The sequence below is a fragment of the Planotetraspora mira genome (genome assembly GCF_016863275.1).
GTDB lineage: Bacteria > Actinomycetota > Actinomycetes > Streptosporangiales > Streptosporangiaceae > Planotetraspora > Planotetraspora mira.
Map to the genome: position 1 here is coordinate 109,173 of NZ_BOOO01000037.1, position 26,497 is coordinate 135,669.

Annotated in this window: 15 protein-coding genes and 2 pseudogenes; 3 read left to right on the forward strand and 14 right to left on the reverse strand. The window is 66.7% G+C overall.

Annotated features, from left to right (window positions below; genetic code table 11):
* Nucleotides 1-16: 16 nt before the first annotated feature.
* The 5 genes from Pmi06nite_RS31660 to Pmi06nite_RS31680 all read right to left on the reverse strand — a co-directional run bounded on the left by Pmi06nite_RS31660 (nucleotide 17) and on the right by Pmi06nite_RS31680 (nucleotide 9,768).
* A complete protein-coding gene (locus Pmi06nite_RS31660; RefSeq protein ID WP_203956833.1) occupies nucleotides 17-4,480 on the reverse strand; it encodes a glycoside hydrolase family 98 domain-containing protein in 4,464 nt (1,487 codons plus the stop codon).
* Nucleotides 4,481-4,524: 44 nt separating this feature from the next.
* On the reverse strand, nucleotides 4,525-6,495 hold the full coding sequence (locus Pmi06nite_RS31665) for an alpha-amylase family protein (RefSeq protein WP_203956834.1): 1,971 nt from the start codon (nucleotides 6,493-6,495) through the stop codon (nucleotides 4,525-4,527).
* A gap of 25 nt (nucleotides 6,496-6,520) precedes the next feature.
* A complete protein-coding gene (locus Pmi06nite_RS31670; protein WP_203956835.1) occupies nucleotides 6,521-7,366 on the reverse strand; it encodes a carbohydrate ABC transporter permease in 846 nt (281 codons plus the stop codon).
* The gene (locus Pmi06nite_RS31675) at nucleotides 7,363-8,367 is read right to left on the reverse strand and encodes a carbohydrate ABC transporter permease (protein WP_203956836.1); all 1,005 of its coding nucleotides are present in this window, start codon (nucleotides 8,365-8,367) and stop codon (nucleotides 7,363-7,365) included. The genes Pmi06nite_RS31670 and Pmi06nite_RS31675 overlap by 4 nt, the downstream gene beginning before the upstream one ends.
* Before the next feature lie 63 nt (nucleotides 8,368-8,430).
* A complete protein-coding gene (locus tag Pmi06nite_RS31680) occupies nucleotides 8,431-9,768 on the reverse strand; it encodes an ABC transporter substrate-binding protein (RefSeq protein ID WP_203956837.1) in 1,338 nt (445 codons plus the stop codon).
* Between the two features lie 242 nt (nucleotides 9,769-10,010).
* On the opposite strand from Pmi06nite_RS31680, the gene Pmi06nite_RS31685 reads away from it, so the two are divergent.
* On the forward strand, nucleotides 10,011-12,080 hold the full coding sequence (locus tag Pmi06nite_RS31685) for an alpha-L-fucosidase (protein ID WP_203956838.1): 2,070 nt from the start codon (nucleotides 10,011-10,013) through the stop codon (nucleotides 12,078-12,080).
* 113 nt (nucleotides 12,081-12,193) lie between these two features.
* Here the strand turns inward: Pmi06nite_RS31685 and Pmi06nite_RS31690 are convergent, their stop codons facing one another.
* The 6 genes from Pmi06nite_RS31690 to Pmi06nite_RS31715 form a co-directional block, all read right to left on the reverse strand.
* Nucleotides 12,194-14,587 (reverse strand): glycoside hydrolase family 2 protein, encoded by a 2,394-nt coding sequence (locus Pmi06nite_RS31690; RefSeq protein ID WP_203956839.1) that lies wholly within the window; start codon nucleotides 14,585-14,587, stop codon nucleotides 12,194-12,196.
* Nucleotides 14,584-15,456 carry an ABC transporter ATP-binding protein gene (locus Pmi06nite_RS31695; protein WP_203956902.1) on the reverse strand — a complete coding sequence of 291 codons (873 nt, stop codon included), beginning with the start codon at nucleotides 15,454-15,456 and terminating at the stop codon, nucleotides 14,584-14,586. Before Pmi06nite_RS31695 ends, Pmi06nite_RS31690 begins: the two co-directional genes overlap by 4 nt.
* Before the next feature lie 14 nt (nucleotides 15,457-15,470).
* The gene (locus Pmi06nite_RS31700; protein ID WP_203956840.1) at nucleotides 15,471-16,415 is read right to left on the reverse strand and encodes an ABC transporter ATP-binding protein; all 945 of its coding nucleotides are present in this window, start codon (nucleotides 16,413-16,415) and stop codon (nucleotides 15,471-15,473) included.
* Nucleotide 16,416: 1 nt separating this feature from the next.
* Nucleotides 16,417-17,277 (reverse strand): ABC transporter permease, encoded by an 861-nt coding sequence (locus tag Pmi06nite_RS31705; protein WP_203956841.1) that lies wholly within the window; start codon nucleotides 17,275-17,277, stop codon nucleotides 16,417-16,419.
* A complete protein-coding gene (locus Pmi06nite_RS31710) occupies nucleotides 17,274-18,266 on the reverse strand; it encodes an ABC transporter permease (protein ID WP_203956842.1) in 993 nt (330 codons plus the stop codon). The genes Pmi06nite_RS31705 and Pmi06nite_RS31710 overlap by 4 nt, the downstream gene beginning before the upstream one ends.
* A 73-nt stretch (nucleotides 18,267-18,339) precedes the next feature.
* Nucleotides 18,340-20,088: an ABC transporter substrate-binding protein gene (locus tag Pmi06nite_RS31715; protein ID WP_203956843.1), complete on the reverse strand. Its 1,749-nt coding sequence runs from the start codon at nucleotides 20,086-20,088 to the stop codon at nucleotides 18,340-18,342.
* 254 nt (nucleotides 20,089-20,342) lie between these two features.
* Here Pmi06nite_RS31715 and Pmi06nite_RS31720 point away from each other — a divergent pair, with 254 nt between their 5' ends.
* Nucleotides 20,343-21,356, forward strand: coding sequence for a LacI family DNA-binding transcriptional regulator (locus tag Pmi06nite_RS31720; RefSeq protein ID WP_203956844.1), 1,014 nt, complete (start codon nucleotides 20,343-20,345; stop codon nucleotides 21,354-21,356).
* A 16-nt stretch (nucleotides 21,357-21,372) separates the two neighbouring features.
* On the opposite strand, the gene Pmi06nite_RS31725 is transcribed toward Pmi06nite_RS31720, so the two are convergent.
* The gene (locus Pmi06nite_RS31725; protein WP_203956845.1) at nucleotides 21,373-21,558 is read right to left on the reverse strand and encodes a hypothetical protein; all 186 of its coding nucleotides are present in this window, start codon (nucleotides 21,556-21,558) and stop codon (nucleotides 21,373-21,375) included.
* Between the two features lie 105 nt (nucleotides 21,559-21,663).
* Between Pmi06nite_RS31725 and Pmi06nite_RS31730 the strand changes: the two are divergent.
* A pseudogene (locus Pmi06nite_RS31730) lies at nucleotides 21,664-22,811 on the forward strand (IS3 family transposase).
* On the opposite strand, the pseudogene Pmi06nite_RS31735 reads toward Pmi06nite_RS31730, so the two are convergent.
* Nucleotides 22,791-23,258: pseudogene (locus Pmi06nite_RS31735) on the reverse strand (SDR family NAD(P)-dependent oxidoreductase); the annotation flags it as partial. The pseudogenes Pmi06nite_RS31730 and Pmi06nite_RS31735 sit on opposite strands and share 21 nt — an antisense overlap.
* A gap of 116 nt (nucleotides 23,259-23,374) precedes the next feature.
* The gene (locus tag Pmi06nite_RS31740; RefSeq protein WP_203956846.1) at nucleotides 23,375-26,236 is read right to left on the reverse strand and encodes a hypothetical protein; all 2,862 of its coding nucleotides are present in this window, start codon (nucleotides 26,234-26,236) and stop codon (nucleotides 23,375-23,377) included.
* Between the last annotated feature and the right edge of the window lie 261 nt (nucleotides 26,237-26,497).

The following is a 26,497-nucleotide window of genomic DNA, read 5'->3' on the forward strand; positions in this document are numbered from 1 at the left end:
GTTCAACCGGTGACCGTCACCCCGCGTAGGCCTCGAAGTCGAACACCGCCGCGCCGTACCGGTGCGCGGTGAGCGGCTCGTTGGAGAACACCCGGATATACCGGGCGGTGACCGGCTGGCCGAGTTGGTATGTCTCGGACGTCGCCGTTCCGACGCCCGACGAGACGGTCGTCCAGATGTCCTTGTCGGCGGAGACGGTCGGGTAGCCGTTGCCGCCGCTCAACCGTGTGCACGTGCTGGAGTTCCGCTCAGCGGCCGTGTGGGCGTCCGCCTGTGCCTGGGAGAGCACCTGGATCTGGAACGGGGAGTTGTACATCGCCCCGTAGGTGGCGAGATTCTCTCCGAACTGGATCGAGTAGGACCCGATCGTTTTGTCGGAACCCAGATCGACATACGCCCACGTGCACAGCGACCCTTGAGTGGAGCCGGAGTTGCCGTCGGAGAACGCTCCGTCGGTCGCCCCGCCGGAGTACCAGCCGCTCGTCGCGTCGTCGTCGACCATCTTGGCCGGCGTCCGGTTCGCGTTCGTGGTCTGGCCGTAGGCGGTCACCGGCTTGTTCAGCGCCAGGTTCGGCGGCTTGATGTTGACCTTGACCGTCGCGGTCGCCTTCTCCCAGGGATGATCGGCGATCGTGCCCGTCAGGGTCTGGTCCTTGTCACCGGTGATCGCCTGGTCCCAGCGCACGTACACGAACCGGGTGAACGTCACGCCGCCGCCCGCGTCGAAGCGCGCGTTGGGGAACGTCTGCGCCGGAAGCGCCGGGGTGCCCGGGTTGTAGACCAGGCTTGTGGTGAGTGGCTGAGCCAGCTTGGGCATGACCGTCACCAGGACGGGGACCTTGAGGTCGGTGCCTTGGACTGTGCCCTCGACGGTGAACTTGCCGCGCGTCTGGCCGTCCACGTACGGGGTGGTGGCGATCGCGAGCTGATCGGCCCCGATCGCGGGCCACGTCACGCCGACCTTGTCCCGCGTTCCGTCGGAGAAGATCGCGGTGACCTGCTCCGGCAACTTCGGCTGGCTGTCCTTGACGGTCTTGACCCCGGCCACGTCGTAGCCGACGATGTGCCGTCCGGCGGTGCCGTCCTCCGGAACGACCGTCAGTTCGACCGGTCCGGTCGCGGGCGCGACCGGCAGTGCGGCGACGCGGGCGTCGTCGAAGCTGCCCGTGCTCTTCTTGTCCAGGTAGTAGCCGACGCCACCGCCGGTGAAGGTGTCGTCCTGAAGGGACAGGGCGTTCTTGCCGTTGACGGTGACGGTGAACAGGTCGCCGCGTGCGCTGACCCTCATCGCGTACCACTTGCCGGCCACGAGTTCGACGGGGGATGCCGCCTTGGCGATCTTCTTCCACTTGCCGCGGACCCGCTTGTCGAACGTGATCGTCTGCTTGTCGAGGTTCAGGGCCGCCCGGTAGAGGTTGTCGGGGTCTTGGACCCGGAGGAGCAACCCCGCGCTCTTGCCGCTGTCGACGCGCAACTGGGAGGAGTACAGGTACCCGGACCCGCTCCAGGGCGCCTCGCGTCCCGCGGTGACCACGCCCTCGTCCTTGCCGGTCTCGCCGGTGTAGTAGCCGGTCTCACCACTGGTGAAGACATCGGTGTTGACGACCTTCCAGGTTCCCGAGGCCGTCTGCCACTGCCACGGGAACTCGAAGCTCGTCCGGGTGTCCTTGGCGCCGAACACCAGGGCGCCCTCGGTGATCCAGCCCTTGGCCGCGTCCCAGTCGGCGAAGTCGCTGCGGTACAGCTCCTTGCCGTCGGGGTCGCTGAGCCGTACGTCGTCGAGCAAGACGAAGTCACCGAGCCCGCCGCCGTTGCGCTGGGCGATCCGGATGCCGCTGTATCCGGCGGTACGGCGCTGGGCTGCGGTGACCGTGTAGTCGATGACGAGCTGGCCGTCGATCCAGGCCTTGATCTGGTCGCCGATCGCCTGGAACCGCACGGCGTACTGGCGATCCGTGACCAGGTCGATGTTGGTGTTGACGGCCAGCGTCGTGGCGTGGTCGAGGATGAGCTGGACGTCCCCGGTGGTCGCCGTGGCGCGCTCGCCCTCGCCGACGCGGTTGGGGTCGAGCCGCAGCATGTAGCTGGTCTTGTTCTTCTCGTCGGCCCGCAGCATGAGCTGTCCGGTCGTGCCCTTGAGGAGCGTCATCTTCGCGTCGTAGACGACGTCGGCCGCCTTGACGTTCGTGTTGTAGACCGAGACGTCGCCGAAGAAGGGGAAGACGTACGGCAGGAGCTTGAGCTGGCCGTCGGCGACGCGCCACTTGTCGGAGCCGAAGACCGTGTTCTGGTCCTCGGCCGCGGTCGCGTAGGTGAAGTCGTCGTCGTGGACGTCGCTGAGCATGTGCTCGACCGATGGCACGTACGACAGGTGGTCGATCTCCGGCTTCCCGCCCTTGATCTTTTCGATCCGCAGTGTGTGCGGGCCGTTCGGCAGGCCGGTCGCGCGGAAGGGGACGCCGGAAGCCTCGTCGTAGGAATCGGCGTAGACGACGCCGTCGACCAGGACGCGGGCGGTGCCTTTCGCCTTGGCCGGGGTGGTCCACTGAATGGATGTGCCGTCGAAGGTGAAGACCTGGTCGCCCTTGTCGGTGAGGATGCGCTTGTCCTTGCCGCCGACCTGGGTCCAGCCGGTGTCGTCCGAGGTGGTGGTGAGGTCGAACTGGACGACGCCGTTGTGGTTGAGCGTGAGCGTGTACACGCCGGTGCCGGGGTTCCACTGCTGGGCGTAGGTGTACTGCCCGTCGTAGCCGGAGATCGTGAGGACCGGCCGCGTGGTGGTGTGGACGCGGATCGTCGTCGTCCTGAGCTGGTCGTCGGCGGCGTGCGGCACGTAGGCGTACTTGGGGTAGTCCCTGATGAACTCCATGTCCCGCCGGCCGTCGTCGCGCAGCAGGTCCTGGCTGCGGTCGGACCGGTAGTTGTCGACCAGCACGGACAACTTGTGGTCGCTCTCGTCGAGCGTCGCGAACGTGTGCGGTGTCATCTCCGGAATGTCCACCTGGGTGAACGTCGTGCCGTTCAGGTGGAGGGACGCGTCCTGGTTGACGTTGTCCCAGTAACGCGAGTTGTAGACCAGCCAGTGGCCGTTCCATTGCTGGGCGAACGCGTCGCCGGTGGAGATCTGCGGGTAGCGCTCGTCGAAGAAGGCCTTCTTCGCGTCACCGGCGATCAGCTGCGCGTTGTAGGTCGACTTGGTCAGCACGGTGCCGATCTTGTCGACGACGTCCTGGCCGGTCAGCTTGGGCAGCCGGGGGATGATGCCGTACCGGCCGGAGGAACGCAGGTAGTACCAGAGCTGCTGGCCGCCCAGGGCGTCCGGCACCTTCTCGTACAGGTCGAAGAAGGTGGTGCGGGCGTTGCGGGCGGACACGGTGTCCGACAGCGAGCTGATCGTGCCCTCGCGTTCGGAGAACGCCACCTTGGTCTTGGCGATGACCTCGTCCCTGGTGGGCCCGGCGTGCGTCAGCATGTACCGCATCGCGGGAAGCACGGACTGGTAGAACGTCGGCGTGTAGAGGTTGTTCGGCGCCGGGACGTCGATCTGGTTCTCCAGGTGGAAGACGGTCGCCCCGTTCTGCCACTGGTCCAGCATCGCCATCGCGTAGACCGTCTCCGGCTGTGACCGCGAGCACCGGTCGCCGCGGCTCAGCGAACCGCTGCTGCCCTGCCCGAACACGTTGCACCCGTAGTAGGCGTAGCCGTCGAAGTACGGCCCCCAGTTGCCCACCGCACCGGCCATCCAAGCGCCCAGCGCCTGCGCGTTGGCGGTGTCGAAGTTCTCGTGCATGTCCTTCGGGTCGAGGATGAAGTTCTTGGAGTAGCGGGTGATGCTGCTCCAGAACGCCGGGTCCTCCATCTTGGCGCCGAGGAGGTTCGCCTCTTCCATCGAACCGAGAACGTGGAACCCGCCATACCGGTTGGCCAGTTCGAGGATCTTCGGCAGGTCGTTCAGGGTGTTCGTCAGCTCCGACACGACCGTGCCGACGAAGTTCGGATACGTCTGGTAGAGCTTCTCGATCCACTCGTACTTGTCGGCGGGAGCGGTCGGGGACTCACCCCACAGGACGAGCATCGGGATGCCGAGGTCCCGGCCTTCGGCGAGGTTGTCCTCCACCCACCGGCGGGTGACGGACGGGTTCGCGTCGGCCCACTGGTTGTGTCCCGGGTGCAGCACGAACGCCGTGTGCCCCTTGAGCTCATCGGGCAGAGCGGCCCACGCCTGCTTGATGTTCCAGCCCTCGTTGAGGTCGCGGCGGAAACCGGGATCCTGGCCGAAGTTGTAGCCGATCAGGAGTTGGGTAATGAGCAGCGGATTCTTGTTGTCGATGGTCAGCCGGAGAGGTGCGTCGACGACGCCGCCGGCGGCCGACGCCGACGGGGCGAAGGCGACAGGGGAAACGCCGATCAAGGCGACCAGTAACGCGACGAGAAGCCCTCGAAGGTACTGGTGTGGCCGCCGTGAGGCAGATAGGGACATTCTTCCTCCACTCGGGAAGATCGGGGGGCGGGAAGTGGAGTGGTTCAGGCCTTGATCACGACCATGCCGTGGCCGTCCGGAACGTCGACCGTGGTGCGGACGTATCCGTTCTCGTAGGTGAAGGGCAGGTCGCGACCGTGCGGTTCGAGCCGGACGGCGCTGGGCGCGGTCTCAGATCTCACCGCGAGCTCCATGCCGACCAGCGGGAACGGGTCGCGCATGACGTCGATGCCCTCCACCTCGAAGGTGATCGGGCTGAGTCCCTCGGCCTGCCGGGACGCGAGGAAGCTGAGCAGGTGCACCACGCGGGCATCGGGAGTGTCGACGACCATGGCCTCCAGGTGGGAGGGTCCACCCGTCTGCAGGATCGGGTCCGGGAGGATCCGGTCGAAGATCTCCGCCAGCATCCGAAGGTAGGCGAGCGGAGCGTGTCTGCCGTACGCGGTGAAGATGGGCGCCGCGGTCACGGCCGTGCGCCCGCTGACGATCGCCGCCGCGTAACGCGGCTGCCCGGTTCCCGCAGGGGTGTAGTCGTGGCCGCTGAAGGCGTCCCACGCGCGGGTGAAGTACGGCTCGACCACGTCGTACAGCACGTCCGCGCCGTCGGCCGCGGTGAATCTGAGAGTCGGCTCATACATCGCATGAGGGAAGGCGTCCGTTTGCCCCGCGGGCCGCAGGAACGTTCCTTCCAGCGGCTCCCCCTCATGGATCTCGACGCCCTCGATTCCGATGGCCGCGGCGGCGGCCCCGCTCACCAATAACGCCCCGCCCGCCTCCATGAAGTGCCGGAGCCGGGCGGCGAACTCGGGCGAGACGGGTGTCGTCTCGGGAACCACCACGGCCCGGTAATCGATGACGGGCGCGTCCGGGGGAATCACGTCGAACTGGAGCCGGAGTTGCTGCAGCGCCTTGACCACGCCGACCCCGACCGAGCCCGGGTCGTCGCCGAGCCGGGGGTCCATGACCACGGCGACTTCCTTGACGTGCGCACCGCCCTCGACGTGCGGCTCGCACAACGTGAGGTAGGCGTATGCCTCACCGACCAGGTCGTATGTCTCAGGGGCGAGTCGTCCGCTCGGGTGCAGCAGGTCGCCGACCCCGGCGGTCAAACCGTAGGCCAGCATCTGCGCGCACTCGAACTTCAGGGCCGCGGGCGTCTTGAGGCCGCCGTTGTCTCCCCAGCTCTTGTGGAAGCGGCCGGTGTGCGCCAGCGCGGGCAACCCCAGGGGCCGGACGAACCTGGCCACGTACGGCAGATAGCCATATCCCCAGCCGCCTGTGGGAAGCGCCTCGATCTCCACATGGGAGATGAAGCCGATCTCCTCCGCCAGCGCGGTCTTGGGCCGGCTGTTGAACCAGATGCTCATCGGCGCGTCGTCGGCGAGATGCGGCAGGACCATGTCGCGGAAGCGGCCCATGTACTCATGGGCGACCTTCCGCGCGAACCGGTCCCGGTCGGCCGCGTCGGCGGGGTCCAACCCCGCGCGGCGCATCCCGTCCACCGCCCACTTGGACGAGCTGGGTTGGTCCCAGCACATGTCGAGGAATATCCCGTCCACGGTGCCGAAGCGGGTCAGCACCTCCGCCAGCTGGTCGGTGAAGTAGTCCTGGTACGGGCTGGACATGTCGAGGACGTACCAACCGGGATCGAACCGCCCATGGGAGCGCCTCACCTGCCGGCCGTCGGGCTCCAGGGCGATCCACTCGGGAGCGAGCTCGGCGGCGTACTCGTCAACCGCCATGCTCAGGTAGATCGGGGCCTTGAGCCCTTCACGGTGCAGCGCCTCGACCTGCTCCTCAAGCAGGTGCAGCTCCTTGGCCAGGCCGGGATGCCGCTCCGGCCGGTCGGTGTCGTAGTAGAGGTGCCCGTGATGGCACTTGGCGAACAGGGTGACACTCTCGACGTGTGCCTCGACGAAGGTGCGGGCGAACGTGCCGGCGTCGAAGGCGGCGCCGACGGCGGGAACCTTCGGGCCGGTGTGGAAGTCCAGGTGAACGGTGCGCCTGGGCAGCATGATGGGTCAACCCCCGAGATATGGGTCAGTCCTTGAGCGCGCCGCTGGTCAGCCCGCTGGTGATGAAGCGAAGGCCGAACACGACGAGAAGGACCGCGGGAAGGGCGAGGAGAACGAGACTCGCGCTGTAGCGAGCGGCGTCGACGGGCGAGGCGGACAGCGCGTTGTGGAAGGTGGACACCGCCTGCGCGGCCGTCGTCATCTCCGGCCGCGTGTTGAAGATGGCCGGCCACAGGAAGTCCTGCAGCGACCACATGAAGCACAGGACGGTCAGGTTGACGATGGCCGGGCGGGCCATGGGAACGAAGACGTACCGGAAGATCTGCGGATGACCGGCCCGGTCCACGATCGCCGCCTCCAGCAGCTGGTCGGGCACGTTGTCGGCGTAGTTGCGCATCAGCAGCACGCCGAACGGCACGGTCAGCGCGGCCTCGGGCAGGCCGACGCCGAGGTAGGTGTTGAACAGGCCCAACTCGTGCGTGACGTGATACAGCGGCACGAGGATCGCGGTGCCGGGGATGGCCAGGAACAGCAGCGTGCCGTAGTAGAGCAGTTCACGGCCGGGGAACTGCAACTTCCCGAAGGCGTAGCCGGCAGGCAGCGACACAACGAGGACCACTGCGGTGTGGACGACACCGTTGGCCAGGGAGTTCAGGTACGTCCGCCAGATCGGCACGCCCCCAAGGGGGTCGGTGAACAGCGACACGAACGTGGAAGGGCCGCCGAGCCTGAACGCCTCGCTCAGCGCCGACCACACCGGGAACAGCCAGACCACCGCCGTCACTCCGAGGAACAGCTGCATGATCATGCGATCTCGACGGCGGCGGCCCAGGAGGCCGAAACCGCCGGCGTGTGACGTGCTGACACTCATCGCGAGGTCCTTTCCGCGTCCGGCTTCTCGGCGGCCTGGCCGGAGGGCGACGCCGGTGCCCCGGCACCCCTGCTGCTCATGCCGCCATCCTTCGTGCGGCGACTGCTCCGCCGCTCCTGAGGAGCACGGCGAGGCCGGGCGATCAGGGCCTGCGTCGCTGACACGAGTAGCGCGACGATCAGCACCAGGACCGACGCGGCCGAGGCGTAACCGATCGTGGAGCCGGCCGAGGTCACGAACCGGTAGGTGTAGGTTCCGACGATCTCGGTCGTGTCGTCAGGACCACCGCCCGTGGACAGCAGCACGACCTCGAAGGCCCGGAAGGAGCCGAGGAGCAGGGCGAGGATCACTGTGATGTGAGTGCTGCGCATCATCGGATGGATGATCGTCCGCATGATGTGCAGCGGGCCCGCACCCTCCAGGACCGCGGCCTCCAGCACATCGGTGCGCAACGTGGACAGGTCAGCGGTGTAGTACATGATGGGCAAGCCGATGAGGTAGGCGAACAGGCCGACCACAGCGGCGAACGCCCAGCCGGGCTCGGTGAGCCAGTGTGCGGCCAGCCCGTCCAGGCCCACCGCCCGGAACGCCTGATTCAGTGCGCCGTCCTGATACTGGAGCATCCGCCCGAAGACCGTGGCGACCAGTGCGATCGGGGTGAGCGCGGGAACCAGGAAGATCGCGTAATAGAGCTTGCGCCCGCCGACGCCCGAGGCCAGGAGCACCGCGATCACGAACCCGAGGGTCAGCGCGAAGGCGATGCTCGCCGCGGCGAACAGCAGGTTGTTGCGGATCGCGTGGATGAACGTCTCGTCCTCCAGCAGGAGGCGGTAGTTCTTCCAGCCCACGTCGACCGCGTTGGCGAAGCTGATCGACACCTTGGTGAAGCTGGTGCGGATCAAGAACCAGAAGCTGTACCCGAAATAGATCGCGTACATGACGAACAGCGGGATCAGGAACAGGAACGCGATCCGTCCCTCGCCCTTCAGCGTGCGCCGCATGGATAACCTTTCTGGCACCCGGCCGGGGCGCAATTGCGCTGCGCCCCGGCCGGAGGGGACCCGTCAGCTGAACTTGCCGCTGTCGAGGTCGTCCTGCATCTTCTGGGCCGCCTCCGTGGGGTTACCACCGCCGATGACCTTCAGTACGCCCTTGCCGACCTCGGCGGAGAAGGCGCTCAGGTTGTTGCGATCGCCGTGCGGGCTGGCGATCAGGTCCTGGATCGTCTTCAGTCCGGTCTTCTCAGCGTCGCTGGTCAACGTGCCCTCGGGCGGGTTCCATCCCTGGACGGCCGGAATGAGCCCGAGGTCCTTGGCCCACGCGTCGACGCCCGCGCCCGTGGTGATGTACGCGATGAAGTCGGCGGCCTCCTTGGGATACTTGGCCGTCTTCGGGACACCCATGGTCACGTCGAGGAACGACCGCAGCGACCGCGTGGCCGGATCACCCACCGCCGGGACCGGCAGCGCGCCGACATCGGTCAGCGCGATCTTGTTCGCCTCACGGTAGGCAGGTGAGAGCAGCACCGAGTCCCAGGTGCCGTTGAAGATCATCGCTGCCTTACCGGTGGCGAAGGTCTCCTCGGCCTTGGCGTAATCGACGTCGATCAGGTTCTTGTCGAGCCCGCCGTCGTTGTAGATCTTCTGCAGCGCCGTCAGCCCCTGGACGTACGACGGGGTGTTCCAGGGCCCGTTGTTGTAGCGCACGTTGTTGAAGAAGTCCTTGTCCTGCTGACCGACCAACGTGAGCGCGAACTCGTCCTGGAACCAGGAGTCGGCGCCGGACGGCATGACCGCCACCGCGACACCCGGCTTCTTCTCCTTCAGGACAGTGGCCAGGTTCGCCATGTCGGCGAAGGTCTGGGGCGGCTCCACCCCGACCTCCTTCAGCAGGGCCGCATTGTAGAAACCGACCGCCGAGCCGCTCAGACCGAACGGGACCGAGTAGAGCTGGCCATCGCTGTAGAGCTTCTTGTTCTGCTCCAGCGACAGTGGCTGGAACTTGGCCATCGTCCCCGCCGGCAGGTCCTTCTCCCACGCGGAGACCGGCAGCAACTGATCCTTGATCTGGTCGGCGAACAGGTTCGGCTGCACGGCCAGGACGTCGATCTGCTCGCCGGCGTTCAGCGCGAGCGGGACCTTGGCCTTGAAATCGAGCTGCGCGATCTCGGTGTTCTTGATCGTGACGTTCGGGTGGTCCTTGGTGTAGGCGTCGATGGCGCGTTGCATGGCCGCGCCACCCGGCGCCCCCGTCCAGGTCCACAGGTTGAGGGTGACCGGACCGGTGGCGGCCTCGGTGGCCGAGCCACTCGCGGCAGGGTCGGATGTGCCGCCGCACGCGGTCGCCAGCGCCAGCGCGCCTCCGGCCGCCAGGAGGGCGAAAGCCCGCCGATTGATGTTCATGGGATCCTCACAGGGGGTTGTGCTAGGACCAGCGAATCCAGCTCGGATGAAATTGTCCCGATGACTTGTGAGCGCAGGAGAGTTCTACTCCCGGATGAAGCCCATGTAAAGGGGTTGTTACGCGAAATTGACCCAATGACTCACGCAGCGGCGGCTCAGGTTGGCCCGAAGAGTGGATGATCTGGCGTCAATTGGTCCGATGACTTAGAGTCTCCTTGTCCTGATGTTTACCTGGAGGTTCGATGACAGCCGGCGACCAGCGCCCGGGGGCCAGCCGCCCCGCCGTGTCGTGGGCTCTACGCCAGGTCCTCGATCGCATCGCGAACGGCGCTTTCGCGCCCGGGCAGCAACTCCCCGTCGAACGGGACCTCGCCTTGCAGCTCGGTGTGTCGCGCGGGTCCATCCGTGAGGCCATGAGCGCGCTGGTCGCGCTCGGACTGGTCGATCCTCGTCAGGGAGCCGGGGTGTTCGTCACAGCGCTCGACCCTGAGCAGTTGCTGTCCGGACTTCGCCTGGTGCTGCCGATCGCGGACGAGACCCGGCGGGATGAGTTGCTCGAGGTGCAGGCCGTGCTGGAAGGAGCGGCGGCCGGATTGGCGGCGGTCCGCACCGGCCCAGAAGGGGCGCCCATCCTGACCAAGCTCGCAGCGGAGGTCGCAGGGGCGGATACCCCGGCGGAAGCCGCCGATGCCGACCGAGAGTTCCATCTCGGGTTGTCGCAGATGAGCGGCAACGCCGTTCTCGCATCACTCGCCGACGCCCTGTTCAGCCGTGCCACGCGCCTTTCTGTCTGGCAGACGATGTGGGACCAAGGACGCGAGCACTTGCTGCTGGACCACGACATGGTGATCGCGGCGTTGGAGAACCGGGACGCCGAAGGCGCACGCGCCTGGGCGCTCACCCACGCGTCCAGGACCGCCGCCGCCCGCCGGAGCCCGGAACCGAAGCCTCAGGTGAGGAAGCGGCGAAAGCGGGCCAAGGCTGAGGAAGCCCCAGAGCGGGAGACACCCACCTGGTTCCGCGACGCGAAACTCGGTGTGCTCATTCACTGGGGCCTGTATTCGGTGCCCGGCTGGGCACCGCTCGACGAGTCGCTGGTGGAGCTGCTCACCGACGAAGAGACCCGGCCGCATGAAAACGATGAGCCCGACCCTCTCGTCGCCCATCCCTTCTCCGAGTGGTACCAGAACAGTCTCGCCATCGAAGGCAGCCCCACCTGGAACTACCACCGCGCCACCTACGGAAATATGCCCTACCGGCAGTTCAGGGCATCCTTCGCCACCGCGTTGACCGAGTGGGATCCCACCGAGTGGGCGAACCTGTTCACCTCCGCCGGAATCAGGTACGCCGTGCCCGTGGCGAAGCACCACGACGGCTTCCGCATGTGGCCCTCCGCCGTACCGCACCGCGACGATTGGACCGCCCCACGCGACGTCGTCGGCGAGGTGGCTGCGGCTGTACGGGAAAAGGGACTGAGGCTGGGCGTCTACTACTCATCCGGCCTGGACTGGTCCTTCGCCAACCTGCCGGTCCGGCGCATGGTCGACGTCCGGGACAGTTGCCCTCCCGGCACGCAATACGCCGCCTATGTGGACGCGCACTGGCGCGAGCTCATCGACCGGTACCGCCCGGACATCCTCTGGAACGACATGGGTTACCCCGGCGATCCGGCGGTCATGTTCCGCGACTACTACGCCCAGGTTCCAGACGGTGTGGTGACCGATCGATTCTGGAGCGGCAGCTACGACGTCTCCACCCCCAACTTCGCCCGCCGGCACGTGATCGACACCCGCCCGTGGGAGGTCGCCCGTCCGATCGGCGTCTCCTTCGGCTGGAACCGCCAGGAGGGCCCCGAGCACACTCTCTCCGGCACCCAACTCGTCCACCTCCTGCTGGACGTGGTCAGCAAGAACGGCAACCTCCTGCTCGGCGTCTCCCCCGACGATCGCGGCCGGATCCCGCAGATCCAGCAACGCTCGCTCATGGAACTCGGCTCCTGGCTCGCCGTTCACGGGGAGGCCGTGTACGGAACCCGTCCGTGGACCACCCCCGAGTCCACCACCCAGGACGGCCTCCCGGTCCGCTTCACCGTGAAGGCCCACACCCTGTACGTCCACCTACTCGGGCCGGTAGCCGGGGAAACCGTCGTCACCGGACTCCATCTCCCGCAGGGAACGGAAGTCCTCGACCTCGCCACCGGCACTCCAATAGCGACCAGTAACGGGAGGAAGGGCACCGTCCTCAATCTTCCGGGTGCTGCGGCGGCCCCCGCACGGGTCCTGCGCGTAAATCCCGTTCCCGAAGCCGGGTGAACCACCCTGTTCCACATCGCGGTTGGATGCTTTCATCAGCCGCAAGGTGGGCGCCGTCGGTTGGATGGATGGACAGTCGGCGGCTCCGCTGTTTCACTTTGCGTCGTGTGCGCTCAGCGGCGTTCATTGACGCAGCGCATAACCGGAAAGCGGGTCAGCGCCTCGGGGTCGGGAGCGCCTCCCTCGATATGGAAGACGGCCGTCTCACCGGGGAGGAGGCTGAGGAGTTGATCGTCCACCCTCGAGAGCGGGTCGAGCCGATCGGGAAAGAACGCTAGGTCTCGTACCACCGTCCGGGCGGTGACGCTCACTCTCAGGCCACTGCCGACCGCCTCGACCGACGTATCCAGATCGGCGGGGGGGTAGTCCAGCGCCGGATCCTCGGCGAAGAAGCGCAGCGCGCGCACTCCGTCAAGGGTCGCCGAAAGGACCTGCTGCCCTGGGCGCTCGGCCTTGGCGACGGCGTCAGGCAGGTGCACCCAGGCCGTTCCCCTGGGCGGCGCCGCGACGGCGACGCGCTCCTTGGCCAAGGGTTCTCCCTCGAGGGTCAGGCGAACCAGCTCAAGCTCCCCTTGCCACGTTTCGTCTGTGTCGTTGACCATTGCCACGCGCCGGCTTTGAAAGGTCACCAGCCGGTCCGCGAAGGCGCGCCGCAGTGCGTACCACAAGGGTTTGCGCCGTCCGCCGCCATCGACGGCAGACCAGGACGTGACCGGCCAGCAGTCGTTGAGTTGCCACACGAGCGTGCCCATGCAGTACGGCGCGAGCGCCCGGAACCTCTCGACGCCGAAGGCCACCGCCCTCGCCTGGTTGACCTGGGTGAAGTAGTGCCAGTCGTCGAAGCCCGACGGCGCGGGCAGATGATCGCCAAGGCCGCGTAGCAACTTGGCGCCTCCGTCGACGGCCTTCTGGTGGTGCCTGACCCCCGGCGAGTCCGGGGTCAGCGGGTCGTCACTGACGGCGGCACGCAGGGTCGCATAGGTCGGGGGGCCCTGGAAGCCGAACTCGGCCACGAACCGCGGCGTGTAGTCCGCATAGTGCGTGTAGTCGTGGGTGTTCCACACCGTCCAGATGTGCATCGTGCCCTTGGCAGGATCGTTCGGCGACAGGTCGGGAGCGCCGGAATAGGGACTGCCCGGCCAGTAGGGCCGGGTCGGGTCCAACTCCGCGATTACGCGCGGCAACAGGTCGTAGTAGAAGCCGCCACCCCAGGTCCGCCCGGCGAGGCCGTCCTGCCAGTCCCAGTCGGTGTGGCCCTCGATGTTCTCGTTGTTTCCGCACCAGATCGCGAGGCTGGGGTGTCGCGCCAGGCGGGACACGTGTTCTCGGGCCTCGGCTTCGACCTCCCGGCCGAATGGTCCCTCCTCGGGGTAGGCGGCGCAGGCGAAAGGAAAGTCCTGCCAGATGAGGAGTCCCATCTCGTCGGCCAGGTCGTAGAAGTCGTCACTTTCGTATCGGCCGCCGCCCCACACCCGCAGGGCGTTCGCTCCCGCGCCGGCGGCCTGGGAGAACCGCTCGGCAACGCGTTCCCTGGTCAGGCGGGAGGGGAAGCAGTCGTCGGGTATCCAGTTGAAGCCCTTCACGAACACCGGTTTCCCATTGACGACCAGGGTGAAGGCATCATCGGAACGGTCGAGGCGGACGGAGCGGAAGCCGATCCTTCGCGTCCAGATTTCCTCGCCTAGGCGCACAGTCAGGTCGTAGAGCGGCTGGGCGCCATGGCCACGAGGCCACCACTTCTCCGGATCCGGCACCGTCAGCCGCACGACCGCCTGCCGCTCGCCGGCGGCCAGCAGCAACTCCTCGGTGATCTCGTCCACGGAGACGGTCAGCGTGAGTGGCTCCTCGACGGCGCGGTCCACCGTGATGTGTACCTCCACCACGCCGTCCGCTCCGTCGAGCGTGACGAGCGGACGCACCTCGGCCAGCCGGGCAGCACTCCAGGCGTGGAGGCCGATGGGTGCCCAAATTCCGGAGGTGACCACCGTCGGGCCCCAATCCCAGCCGAAGTTGCATGCCATCTTCCGGATGAACTGATACGGCTCGGTGTAGGCGCCTGGCCGGTCACCGAGGGCCGCCTGCCACTTCTCGGCGTATTCATACGGAGGGTCGAACAGCACCTTCAGCGTGTTCCGGCCCTCGCGGAGCAAGTGGCGTGCCGGGAAGCGATACGACCGGTGCATATTGGCGGTCGCCCCCAGTTCGACCCCGTTGAGCACGACGGTCGCCACCGTGTCGAGCCCTTCGCAGACCAGATCGGCGCGGTCGTCGCCGGTGTCCGACCAAGTGAACGTCGTCTCGTAGGCCCAGGCGGTGTGCCCTATCCAGTTCAGCCGCGTCTCGTTGTCGTCAAGATAGGGATCGTCGATGATCCCGGCGTGGAGGAGGTCGGTGTGGACGCAGCCGGGAACAATCGCGGGCACTCCGGCGATCACCGGCCCGAGCCGCCCGGTCGACGACACGGCGGTGACGGTCCATCCGTCGTGCAGGGGACGGTGCAAGCTCACGCTTTCTCCTCTGTGACGTGCGTCGCGACGTTTCCTGTGGCATTCCCCGTGCCATCCGCCGTGACGACCGGTGTGCCGTCCGGCAAACCGGTCGGCGCGGCCTCGTCGGCCCACTTGGCGCCCAATCGGGGAACCGACGCGAGCAGGTTACGGGTGTACGGATGCTCAGGGCGCTCGAAGATCTGGGTGGTGGGGCCCGACTCCACGACCCTCCCCTGCCGGAGCACCACGGTCCGGTCGCTGACGTAGGTGCCGAGTGACAGATCGTGGGTGACGAACAGGACGCCCAGCCCGCGCGCCTTCAGGTCGGCGAGCAGGTTGAGCACGTCGATGCGGGTCGAGGCGTCGAGCATGCTGGTGATCTCGTCGGCGACCAGCAGCCTGATGTCTAGCAGCAGCGCCCGCGCGATCAGCAGCCGCTGGAGCTGGCCGCCACTGAGCTGGTGGGGATACTTGCCCAGCACCTGGCCGGGGTCGAGCCGCACGTCCTCGAGCGCGGCCGCGACCCGCTCGGACCAGCCCGCGGCCCTGGGGAAGAACTGGTCCCTGATCATCGTCAGGACGCGGTCTGCCGGAAAGATCGGGTTGAACGAGCTGAACGGATCCTGGAAGACGCCCTGGACCTGGCGGTAGTACGACCTGCCCAGGGTGGAGACGTCCGTGCCGTCGAAGGTGATCGTGCCGCCGCTGACGGACGTCAACCGAAGGATCATCCGGGCGAGGGTGCTCTTCCCGCTCCCGCTCTCGCCGATGAGGGAGACGACCTCGCCCCGCCTCACCTCGAAACCGACGTCGGACACCGCGGCGAGCTCCCTGCCGCCGAACGCCCCGACCTTGTAGACCTTGGAGACCCGGTCGAGCCTGAGCAGCACGTCTTCGGCCATCACATCGCCTTCCAACAGGCCACGAAGTGATCGGGCGCCACCTCCGCGAACGGCGGTTGCTCCGCGCAGCGCTCGAAGGCGAGCGGGCACCGGTCCCTGAACCGGCAGCCGGGCGGCGGGTCGAGCAGTGCGGGCGGGCTCCCTGGAATGCCCTGCAGCCGCTTGTCCGCATGCCGCACCCCCGCCTCGGGCAGCGAGGAGATCAGAGCCCGCGTGTACGGGTGGCGCGGTGAGGTCGCCACGGCGTCCGCCGGAGCCTTCTCCGCCAGCCGCCCGCCGTACATGACCATGATCGTGTCCGCGATCTGGTAGACGAGCGAGATGTCGTGCGTCACCACGATCATGCTGCCGACGAGGCCGCCGTCACGAAGACCGAGAAGGGTGCGCGCCACGGCCTTCTGGGTGGAGACGTCGAGTGCCGAGGTGACCTCATCGGCGATGAGCAGCGACGGGTTCAGCAGTGTGGAGACGACCATGACCACCCGCTGCTTCATCCCGCCGGACAACTCGATCGGATAGCGGCCGAGCACCTCCGCGGAGAGCCCGACGAGCTCGAGCCGCCGTTCCAGCTCCGCGGTCTCCAGCCGCACACCGCGGGAGGCCAACAGCTCGCCGACCATCCGGCCGATCTTCCTGGTGGGATTGAGGGCGCTCATCGAGTACTGCGGGATGATCGAGATCTTGTGGAAGCGGAAGGCGTTCATCCGCCGCTTGTCGGTCACGGGCACCACGGTCCCGTCGAGCTCGACGGTGCCGCCGACGTGCCGCATCCGGCTGTCGAGGCGGATCAGGCTCTTCCCGAGTGTGGACTTGCCGGAGCCGGACTCCCCGGCTAGCCCCATGATCTCGCCGTCGGCGACGGAGAAGGTGACGCCGTCCAGGGCCTTCACCTCGCCCCGGCGCGTCCGATAGTGGACCTTGAGGTCGGTCACCCTCAGAGCCACGTCACATCTCCCTCAGCTTCGGGTTGAAGACCTCGTCCAGGCCGACGTTCATCACGTAGAGGGCCCCGACGATCGCGGTGATGCCGGCCCCCGGCGGGATGAACCACCACCACATCCCGAGTTGGAGCGCGCTCCACCGGGCGGAGTTGTTCAGCATCAGCCCCAGGGAGACGCCCTCGGTGGGACCCAGCCCGATGAAGTCGAGCGACGCGGCGATCAGGACCGATCCCCCGAAGAGCAGGATGAACGTCATGAAGAGGTAGGAGCTCATGTTCGGCGCGATCTCCCGGCGAATGATCTTCGCTGTGCGCACGCCGCTGAGTCTGGCCAGATCCACGAAGTCCCGGGAGCGCAGTGAGAACGTCTGCGCGCGGATCGCCCGCGCCGCCCACGGCCACGAGGTCAGACCGATGAACAGCGCCTGCAGGCCGATGCTCCGCACGCCCAGGTACGCATTGATGATCAGCAGGACCACGAGGGCGGGCAGCACGAGGACGATGTTCGTGATCATGTTGAGCACCTCGTCGACCAGGCCGCCGCGGTACCCCGCGGTGAAACCCACGACCATGCCGATGACGGCGGCCAGCCCGCCGCCGAGGATTCCCACAAGGAAGGTCGCACGCAGGCCGTACACGAACTGGGCGAGGACGTCCTGCCCGAACGTCGTCGTGCCGAACCAGAACTCCCCCGACGGCGGCGAGGCGGCGGGTCCGACGTAGTCGTTGGGACCGTAGTCAATGATCAGCGGTCCGGCCACCGCGGCGATCAGGAAGACCCCGACGACGACCAGCCCGGCGAGCAGTTTCCCGTTGCGCAGCGCGAAGTGCAGCGCCTCCCGGCGCGCGGTGGGCACGGCGGTCACGCCGCTCCTCCCATCCCGGTCCTGGTACGCGGATCGACCAGGACGTACACGATGTCGATGACGAAGTTGGCGATCAGAACGCCGATGACGACGAACAGGAAGGTCCCCTGCAGGAGGAAGAAGTCCTGGTTCTGGATGGCCTGAAGGATCAGATGGCCGAGCCCGGGATAGGAGAAGACGATCTCGGTGACCAGGGCGCCGGCCACCAGCACGCCCAACTGGAGGGCGAGCCCGGTGATCTGCGGCAGTATCGCGTTCCTGAAGGCGTACCGCCGGACCAGCCGTCTCGACGCACCGAGAGCTTCCAGATAGTGCACGTAGTCGGCCTCCAGCTCATAGATGATCATGTTGCGCATGCCGATCGCCCATCCTCCGAACGCCACCAGGAAGAGCGAGGCGAATGGGAGGAACCAGTGCTGCGCGAGGCTCGCGAGGAAGGCCGGCGACCAACTGGGCTCCATCGCGAAGCTGTACGCCCCGGCGACCGGAAAGATCCCGGCGACGATCCCGAGGGCCCAGGCCAGCAGGATCGCGAGCCACATGTAGGGGGTGGCGGTCAGCACGTAACCGACCGGCAGGACGGTGTTGTCGAGCCACGTGCGACGTGCGGCGAACGCCCCGAACCGGTTGCCCGCCACCCAGCTCAGCAGGATGGCCGGAATGAGGAGCGCCAGCGTGTACGGCACGGCCCGGACGATGACGTCGGTCACCGGTGTCGGGAACAGCCAGATGCTGATGCCGAGATCACCTTTGAGTAGCGCCCCCCAGAAGTTCAGGTACTGCTTCCACAGTGGGAGGTCCAACCCGAACAGATTCGTGTAGTGGACCCGCATGGCCTCGACGGCTTCTGGCTGGGAGATGTTCGCCCGCGAGAGCATGCTCTGCACGGGGTCCCCCGGCATGAACCTCGGGATCGACCAGTTGATCGTGACGGCAACGAAGAAGGTGAGCCCATAAATCAGGAGCTTTCTGCCGAAATAGCGGCGCAAACTGACCTCCCGGTCACAGAGTGGCGCCCCCCTTCCCGGGAGACCTTCCCTGGGGAAGAGGGGCGCGAGAAGGTCAGCCGGCTGCGGGCTGGAGCTCGGTCAGCATCAGGACGCCGCCCATCTCCAGCCAGTTGCGCCAGACGGTCGGGGCGTACTTCGGTGTCCCCTGCGCGCTCGACGGCCAGTTCTTCCACACGGAGTTGGTGGTCTGCGACCAGAGGCCGTTGTACCAGAGCGGGATCACCGGCATCTCCTCGAGCTGAACCTCTTGGAGCTGGGAGGTGATCTTCTGCATGCCCGCGACGTCGTCGGGCTTGACGGCGTCGAGTTGCTGGGTGAGCCCCCAGCCCTTCTTGCTCTCGTACCGGCCGAAGTTCGTCACGGTCTGCAGCTTCTGAACCGGCAACCGGAAGATGTAGTCGTAGTACAGCCACGGCGTGTTCGAGAGTTGCTTGTCGTTGTTGATCACCATGTCGTACTTGCCGGAGTTGCGGCTGTCCACGAGCGCGTTGTAGTCGGGGAAGTCGGCCTCGACGTTGATTCCGACCGCCTTGGCGCCCGCGCTTATGACGCGGCTCGCCTCCATCCAGTCGGTCCATCCGGCGGGGACGATGAGCTTCAGAGAGATCTTCGACCCTGTCGGCGACTCGACGTACCCGTCGCCGTCCCCGTCCTTGTATCCGGCGTCGGCCAGCAGCTTCTTGGCCTTGTCAGGGTCGTAGGAGAAGCCGAGCCTGCTGACGACGCTCTGGTCGATGTACTTGTCCCACTGGGGCAGCAGGCCTGTCGGGCTGGATGCCTTGACCAGGTTGCCGTACACGCCTTCGACGATCTTCTTCGTGTCCACCGAGTACGCGACCGCCTTGCGGAAGGCCACGTCGTCCATCGGCTTCTTCGTCGTGTTCAGCCACAACCACGCGGTGTTGGCCGGCAACATGAACGGCGGCTCGTTGTAGTACGTCTGGATCCCGAAGTTGCCCTTCACGAGGTTGGCCATCCCCGGAAGGAAGTTGGTGCTGAGGTCGAGCCCCTTCTGGAGAAGCATGCCCATCGCCACCTCGTTGCTCGAGTTGACGATGTCGACGATGTACTTCGGCTTGACGTCCTTGCCCAGCGCCTTCGTCGCCCACCACCCGTCCCGCTTCACCCAGACCATGCGGTCCTGGTCATGGGACTGGTACGCGTAGGGGCCGGTGCCGACGGGCTTCTCGTTGACCCCGTTCATCACCTCGTCCTCAGATCGGCCCTCCCAGATGTGCTTGGGGACGATCGCCCTGCTGTAGAGGTTGTTCGCCCACTGCTGGTAGTTGGCCTCGGTGAACGTGAACTTCACGGTGAGGTCGTCGACCGCCTCGGCGCTCTTCAGCCAGGACCAGACCGGGTGGTAGGGAACGGTCTCCATCTTGCCGAGCTCGAATGTGAAGGCGACGTCCGCCGCCGTGAGCGGTTTGCCGTCCGCCCAGGTGATGCCTTGCCGGAGCTTGAGCGTGTATTCCGTGTCGCTGGTCCAGTCGCCGCTCTCCGCCAGCCAGGGAGTCAGCTTGTCGGTGTTCGGGTCATAGAGGAACAGGGTCTCGTAGACCAGGCCCTTGGTGCCCGTCGCGAAGTCCCACTCCCGCAACGGGTTCCAGTTCGCCGGCGGGCCCCACTGCGTGCCGCTGGTGTAGAGAGTCTCGTTACGAGGGAACGAGCCTCCTCCCCCACCTGGCGCCACGGCGGTCCCGGCCTGAGGGCCCTGCGTCGGCGTGCCCCCGCCACCCGAGCAGGCCGCGATCAGACCGGCCGCGAGGAGGGGGATCAAAAGCCGTGTTCGTCTTCGCATCGTGACTCTCCTTCCCCCACGCGTCGTCGCCGCGCGGGGTCCGCACTTCGGCCAGGCCCCGATGGGTCGTGCGCCGCCGGATGAACCGGTCTACGAAAGGCCGCACCCGGAAGGTCATCCTCTTGCGCTGAACCGGATAAGTACCGAGACCGTAAATTCGAAATGTCAGCTGTGTCAATAGCCGAACAAAGTAGGTCAGTGAGCCTCACTGGTATATGGTGGCGGACACTGGACCGGTTCAGTTGAGGGAGCATGTGAGACGACCGACGATCACGGACATCGCCCGGCAGGCGGGCGTCTCCAAGGGCGCGGTCTCCTACGCCTTGAACGGCCAGCCCGGAGTGTCCGAAGCGACCAGAGCCCGCATCCTCGCCATCGCGGAGGAGATCGGCTGGCGGCCGAACATCGCCGCCCGCGCGCTCAACGGCGCCCGGGCCAACGCCATCGGCTTAGCCCTGTGCCGGCCGGCGCGCATCCTCGGCATGGAGCCGTTCTTCATGGAGCTCATCAGCGGGATCGAGGCCGAGCTGTCCGCCCGTTCCTGCGCTCTCCTGCTCCAAGTGGTCGCCGACCACGATGCCGAAATGGCGGTCTACCGCCGGTGGTGGGGTGAGGGCAGGGTGGACGGGGCGATCCTCGTCGACCTCCACGTCGACGACCGTCGCGTACCCGAAATAGAGTCCCTCGGCCTTCCCGCGGTCGTGATCGGGCACCCGTCCGCGGCGGGCTCTCTCGTACCGGTCTGGTCCGACGACGGCGCAGCCGTACGGGAAACGGTGGAGTACCTGGCCGCGCTCGGCCACCGGAACATCGCCAGGGTCGCGGGGTTGCCCCGCCTTGTGCACACCTCGATCAGAGACGAGGCGTTCGGCAACATATGCCGGCAACTCGGGCTTGCTGAGCACACGACCGTCCACACGGACTACACCGGCGAGGAGGGCGCGCGGGCTACTCGACGGCTGCTCAGCTCGTCTCGGCGGCCTACCGCGATCGTCTACGACAACGACATCATGGCCGTGGCCGGGCTGTCGGTAGCTCAGGAAATGCGGCTCAGTGTCCCTGCGGACCTGTCGATCGTCGCGTGGGACGACTCTCCGCTCTCCCAAGTCGTCCGGCCATCGCTGACCGCACTCACCCGGGACATCCCGGCATACGGTGCACATGCGGCCGCGCGCCTGCTGGCGCTCATCGACGGCGACCGCGCGGCCCCGCTGGAGGACGCTGCCGCCCGCCTCACCCCTCGCGGCAGCACCGCGCCTCCCGGGTAGGTCCAGCGACGCTCGCTCATGGGGCTCGCACGCTTGGCCAGACGGCACTCACACTCCTATCTGTCCAGAGCGTGGACGGAAACCAGTTGTTGTGGTCGGCGACCCTGAGACTCGACCTCTCTTCGTCGCCGGCGACCGCGACCTTCTCAAGATCTTCGCTGACGAAGTTCAGGCCATAGCCCAGACTGACGATGGCGGTCACCACCACATTGAACCGCCCCGGCTTTGATGGAGAGCTTGATGTTCACCGGCTTTCGTAGAGTCGCTTTGGTTGACTTGCATGTCTCGATCCTCAGGAGAGGTCAGCATGCCGAGGAGCTATCCCCCCGAGTTCCGTCGTAAGGTTCTGGACCTGCTCAAGGGTGGCCGGACCGTTCAGCAGGTGGCCGCGGATCTGCAGATCAGCGACCAGACGATCTACAACTGGCGCAAGCAGGACCGCATCGACGCGGGGCTCGAGCCCGGCATTACGTCTTCAGATCAGGTCGAACTGGTTGCCGCCCGGCGACGGATTGCGGAGCTGGAGGCCGAGCTGGCGGTGACCCGGCGGGCCAGTGAGCTGCTGCGAGAGGTGGTGTCCCCAAAAGGCGGTTCGAGGCCATCGCGGTGATGGCCGCCGAAGGCTTCCCGGTCCAGGTCTGCTGCCGGGTGATGGGCGTCTCGGAGTCGGGCTACTACGCCTGGCGCACTCGCCCGCCCTCAGCCAGGGCGCTACGCCATGCCTGGCTCACTGACATGATCCGCGAGGTCCACACCGCCTCTCGAGGCGTCTACGGCGGCCGCCGGGTGCACGCCGAACTCACGCTCGGCCGCGGCATCGCGGTCGGATACGGCGCCGTCGCCATGCTGATGCATCGTGCCGGCATCAAGGGCCTGCCCGGCAACCACCGCCGGCGCCCGATCCCGCAGGTGCCGACCGCGACCGACATGGTCGATCGGCTGTTCGCCAGGGGCGGGCCAAACCAGTTGTGGGTCACCGACATCACCGAACATCCGACCCGCGAAGGCAAGGTCTACTGCTGCGTCGTCTTGGACGTCTACTCCCGGCGGGTGGTCGGCTGGTCCATCGACTCGACCCAGACCGCAGCGTTGGTGACCAACGCGCTCGGCATGGCCATCCACAACCGCACCCCGCAGGCCGGCACAGTGATCCACTCCGACCACGGGGTTCAATACACCTCCTGGGCCTTCACCGAACGCGCCAAAGCATCGGGGCTGGTCCCGTCGATGGGATCGATCGGCGACTGCTACGACAACGCGGTCATCGAGTCGTTCTGGGGCCGCATGCAGACCGAGTTACTCAACCGCCAACGATGGAAGACCCGCATCGAACTCGCCAACGCGATCTTTGAATACCTGGAGATCTTCCACAACCGGCAACGACGCCACAGCGCCCTGGGGATGCTCACCCCGATCGAATACGAGATGCTTCACTCAAACACCCAGCTGGCATGACAGCCAACCAACCCGGCTCCACGGAACTCGGTGAACATCAGAGCCTCCATCGAAGCCGGAGCGATTCACGCGTGCGTGGTCGTATTCGGGCATCGGTGGCGCCATGCTCCCGAGCTCGCTCGGGAACATGAGCGGCTCGACGAGCGTGACATGCACGCCGTACTCCGCGACCTCCGCCGCCAACGCTTGGCTCAACGCCTCCAGGGCCCACTTGGTCGCGTGGTACGTCCCCATAGTTGGAAGCGCCACGACCCCGCCCATTGAGGAGATCTGGATGATCCGACCGCTGCGACGCTTCCTCATGTGCGGCACGACTGCCTGCGACGTGTAGAAGGCGCCGAAGTGGTTGACCTCCATCTGCTCACAGGCCTGGGCGGCCGTTACTTCCTCTACCGCTCCCATCACGGCCTGTCCCGCGTTGTTGACGAGGATGTCGATCCCGCCGAACCGCTCTTCGGCAGAGCCCGGTCAGTCCCACGACAGAGGCCGAGGCGCTCTCCGTTTCCCGGGACGGAGAGCGCCACTTCGGAGGTAGGGGATAATTTGCTCCGGTTCGGCGCTCGCTAGTGGCGGACTTCCACGGAGACCTTTGGCTGCGAGCCCGCTACGGAGCCGACCAGAATCCTGATGGACTCGGGTGCCAGCACAAGTCCATCCGCCGCGTGGTCGAAGGTTGTTGTGCCCTCAACGATGGAGGGGTTCAGCAGTCCGTAGTCGTAGGTCTTCAACGTGCCGCCGTGACCAATACCGTTGACCCGGAAGGTGACCGGGTTGACATCGTCGGTGTTGACCAGGCAGATGGACTGGGTACCGTCCAGGTAAGACGCGAACGCGCGCACCGTGCTGGGCGACGAGGGCGTCACTTCCGTCAGATACGCGCCCGGCTTCGTCATCAACGATGCCAGCACGAAGCCCCAGTAGGCCGGCATCGGCGTGTTCAATGGGGGTTCCTTCAAACCCAGCTCGTTCACGGTGGCACCGGCCGGGTGTGCGTTGCCCAGCGCCGGAGTGAACGTGATCCCCGTGCTCACCACGGCCGCTGCCGTGTCGTGCGCCGATGTGAGGGCCTCGGACAGGGTGATCCCGGTCCCCGGTGTGCTCACTGTCGCGCCGTCGGGGTGGTTCTTGTGTAGGGGTTTGGTGAGGGTGAGCCCGCTGCCGGCGTCGCGGGTCGGTGTTCCGATGGGGTGGGCCTGCTTGAGCGGGGCCGACAGGGTGATCCCGGAACCGATGTCCTGGGCGGCCACGCCGGCCGCGTGGGCCACGGTGACCGGGTGGGACAAAATTACCCCGGTGCCGACATCGACCGCCGCGGCACCGAGAGCGTGGGCCAGGGTCAGCGGGCCGGACAGGCTGATACCGCTACCGGTGGGCCCGCCGGAGCCGACCGACGAAATGGTGAAGGTCTCGCGGTTGGCGCCGGTGTCTATGGTGATCAGATGCCCGGCGAGCAGGCCAGCGTTGCTGGTCACCTTGACATTCGTGGCGCCGGCGGCCGCCGCCGCGGCCAGGGTAGTGGCGGTCTGGGCACCCACCGAGGCGATCGTGCTCACGATCTCCTGATCGGCGCCGGTGTCAACCATGAGCGGATGGCCCACCGTGACGCCGGTGACGCTGGCCAGGAAGACGGTGCGGGTGCCGGCACTCAGCGGCGCGACGACGGTGGTCACGGCCGCCGCACCGGAGCCGACGCCCGTGATGGTTCGAACCTCCTCGGTCGCCGCGGAACCGATCGTGATCGGATCACCCACATAGTTGGCGATCCCGTTGTTGGAGTTGGAGACGCTGGCGACATAGAGCGTCTTGTCGCCGACGGATGCCGGCGCGACCAGCGTCGTGCCCAGGCTCGACGACGTACCCACGGATTCGATGGTCGCGGTCTCCGCGTCCGTACCGGTTCCGACGGTGACCGTGCCCCCGGGCGCGAATCCGATCGGCATGAACACCGGGATGGACTGTCCGCCCATACCCCGGCCGACGATTCTGATGGTCTTGTCACCTGCGGACGCCGGCGCGGCGAGCAGGCCGGAGTCCGCGCCCGTGCCGACCGATGCGACAGTACGTGACTCAAGGCCGGAGCCGGTGTCGATCGTGATCGGCGTACCCGGCGCGAACGGGACGATGCTGCTCACCTTCAGGTTCTTGTCGCCCTTGGCCACCGGCACGGCCAGCGTGGCACTCCCACCGATGGCGGTGATCTTCCGGGATTCCAGCGTCGCGCCGGTGTCGACCGTGAACTGGTGTCCATAGTAGAACCCCGCCGTGGAGGCCACGGCGATGTTCCGCGCGCCGGCCGTGACCGCAGTGGCCAGCGTCGTCGCGCTCGGGCCGGGATTGCCGCTACCGTTGGAGAGGAAGCCGAAGTCGCCGTTCATGTTGTCGCTGTTGTGGACCTGCCACCACATGTAGGAGTCCGCTCCCTGTGACAACCAGGTGAGTGCGGTGGCGACCGCGTAGAGGGCGGCGACGGGCTGGCAGTTGTAGACGATCTCCGACTGCGAAATGTTCGACTCACTGACCACGATCGGTGTGTTGGGGTCGTATTCGTCGATGATGGACCGTAGGTAGTCCATCGCGTGCGGGATCCGATCAACCGTCTCGAACAACTGCGCGTTGGAGAGCACAGGGATGCCGAAGATCGGGTACCAGTGGAAGTCGATGAAGTCGACCTGGTCGGCGTTCTGTTTCAACACGGTGCGGTTCCACAGGTCCGGGTCCGCGACCCACGTCCCGGTCCCCGCGGCCACCGTGCGGTCGATGGTCATCGGGAAACCCACTCGCGTGGCGGGATCGACAGCGTGCATGGCCACAAAGTACGGCCGCACATTCGTCGCGTAGGACGCGGGCGTGTGGGGGTCCGGGTGCTGGTCGCGTTCCCACGGTCCATAGCCTTCGTTGCCGAGCACCCAGATGGCAGTCGTGCTGTCGTAGTTCGGGAAGGTGAGCGCGCTGCCGACCCAGGCCGCCGCCGAGTCGGGGCCCTGGGCCAGCGTCCCGTAGTTGATCGTGATCATCGGTGCGGAGCCGATCTGAGCCATTAACGCCATGTACTTCGGCCAGGGCAGCGAGCCCGTCGGCGCCTTCCAGTTGGCATTGTCCGCGCCAGAGCCACCCGGGTACCGGATCAGTCCGATGTGGGCGTCGGCGAGCAGTCCGGGCACGACCGCATCCGCGAAATTGCCGTCACCTGAGGTGGTGTTGACGCCCAGTGCCTGGGCCGTCATCCGGTAGCCCCGGCTCGGCTTCGAGCGCTTGTTCCACTTGCCGCCGTCGTCCGTCCGTTGTGCCGTGGCTGCGCTGGCCGCCGGCGCAGCCAGCCCGCTGAGCACGACGGCGGTCCCGGCCGCCGCCCCTACGCCGAGGAACCCGCGACGATTCAGTTTCGGCAGCGGAAGATGATGCTGTTCGTCAAACGTCGAAGTCATGAAGCGTCCTTCCCGATCGGTGTTGTATGACAACGTTGTCAGGACTCGCGCGGCATACCGTATATCGGCACGGTCGATCTCGTCGAGAGCCGAGCACACGGAGAATCCATCTGTCCTGGTCAGCAGCAGGCTGTCTGCTACCTCGGACACGCCAACCCGGCATCAACGCACTGGCACCTGGCTGAATCGCCGGAATTGCTGTCCGCAGCGGGACGACGATGACGGCGCATCATGACCCTGCTTGCTCCCATGCCGGAGGCG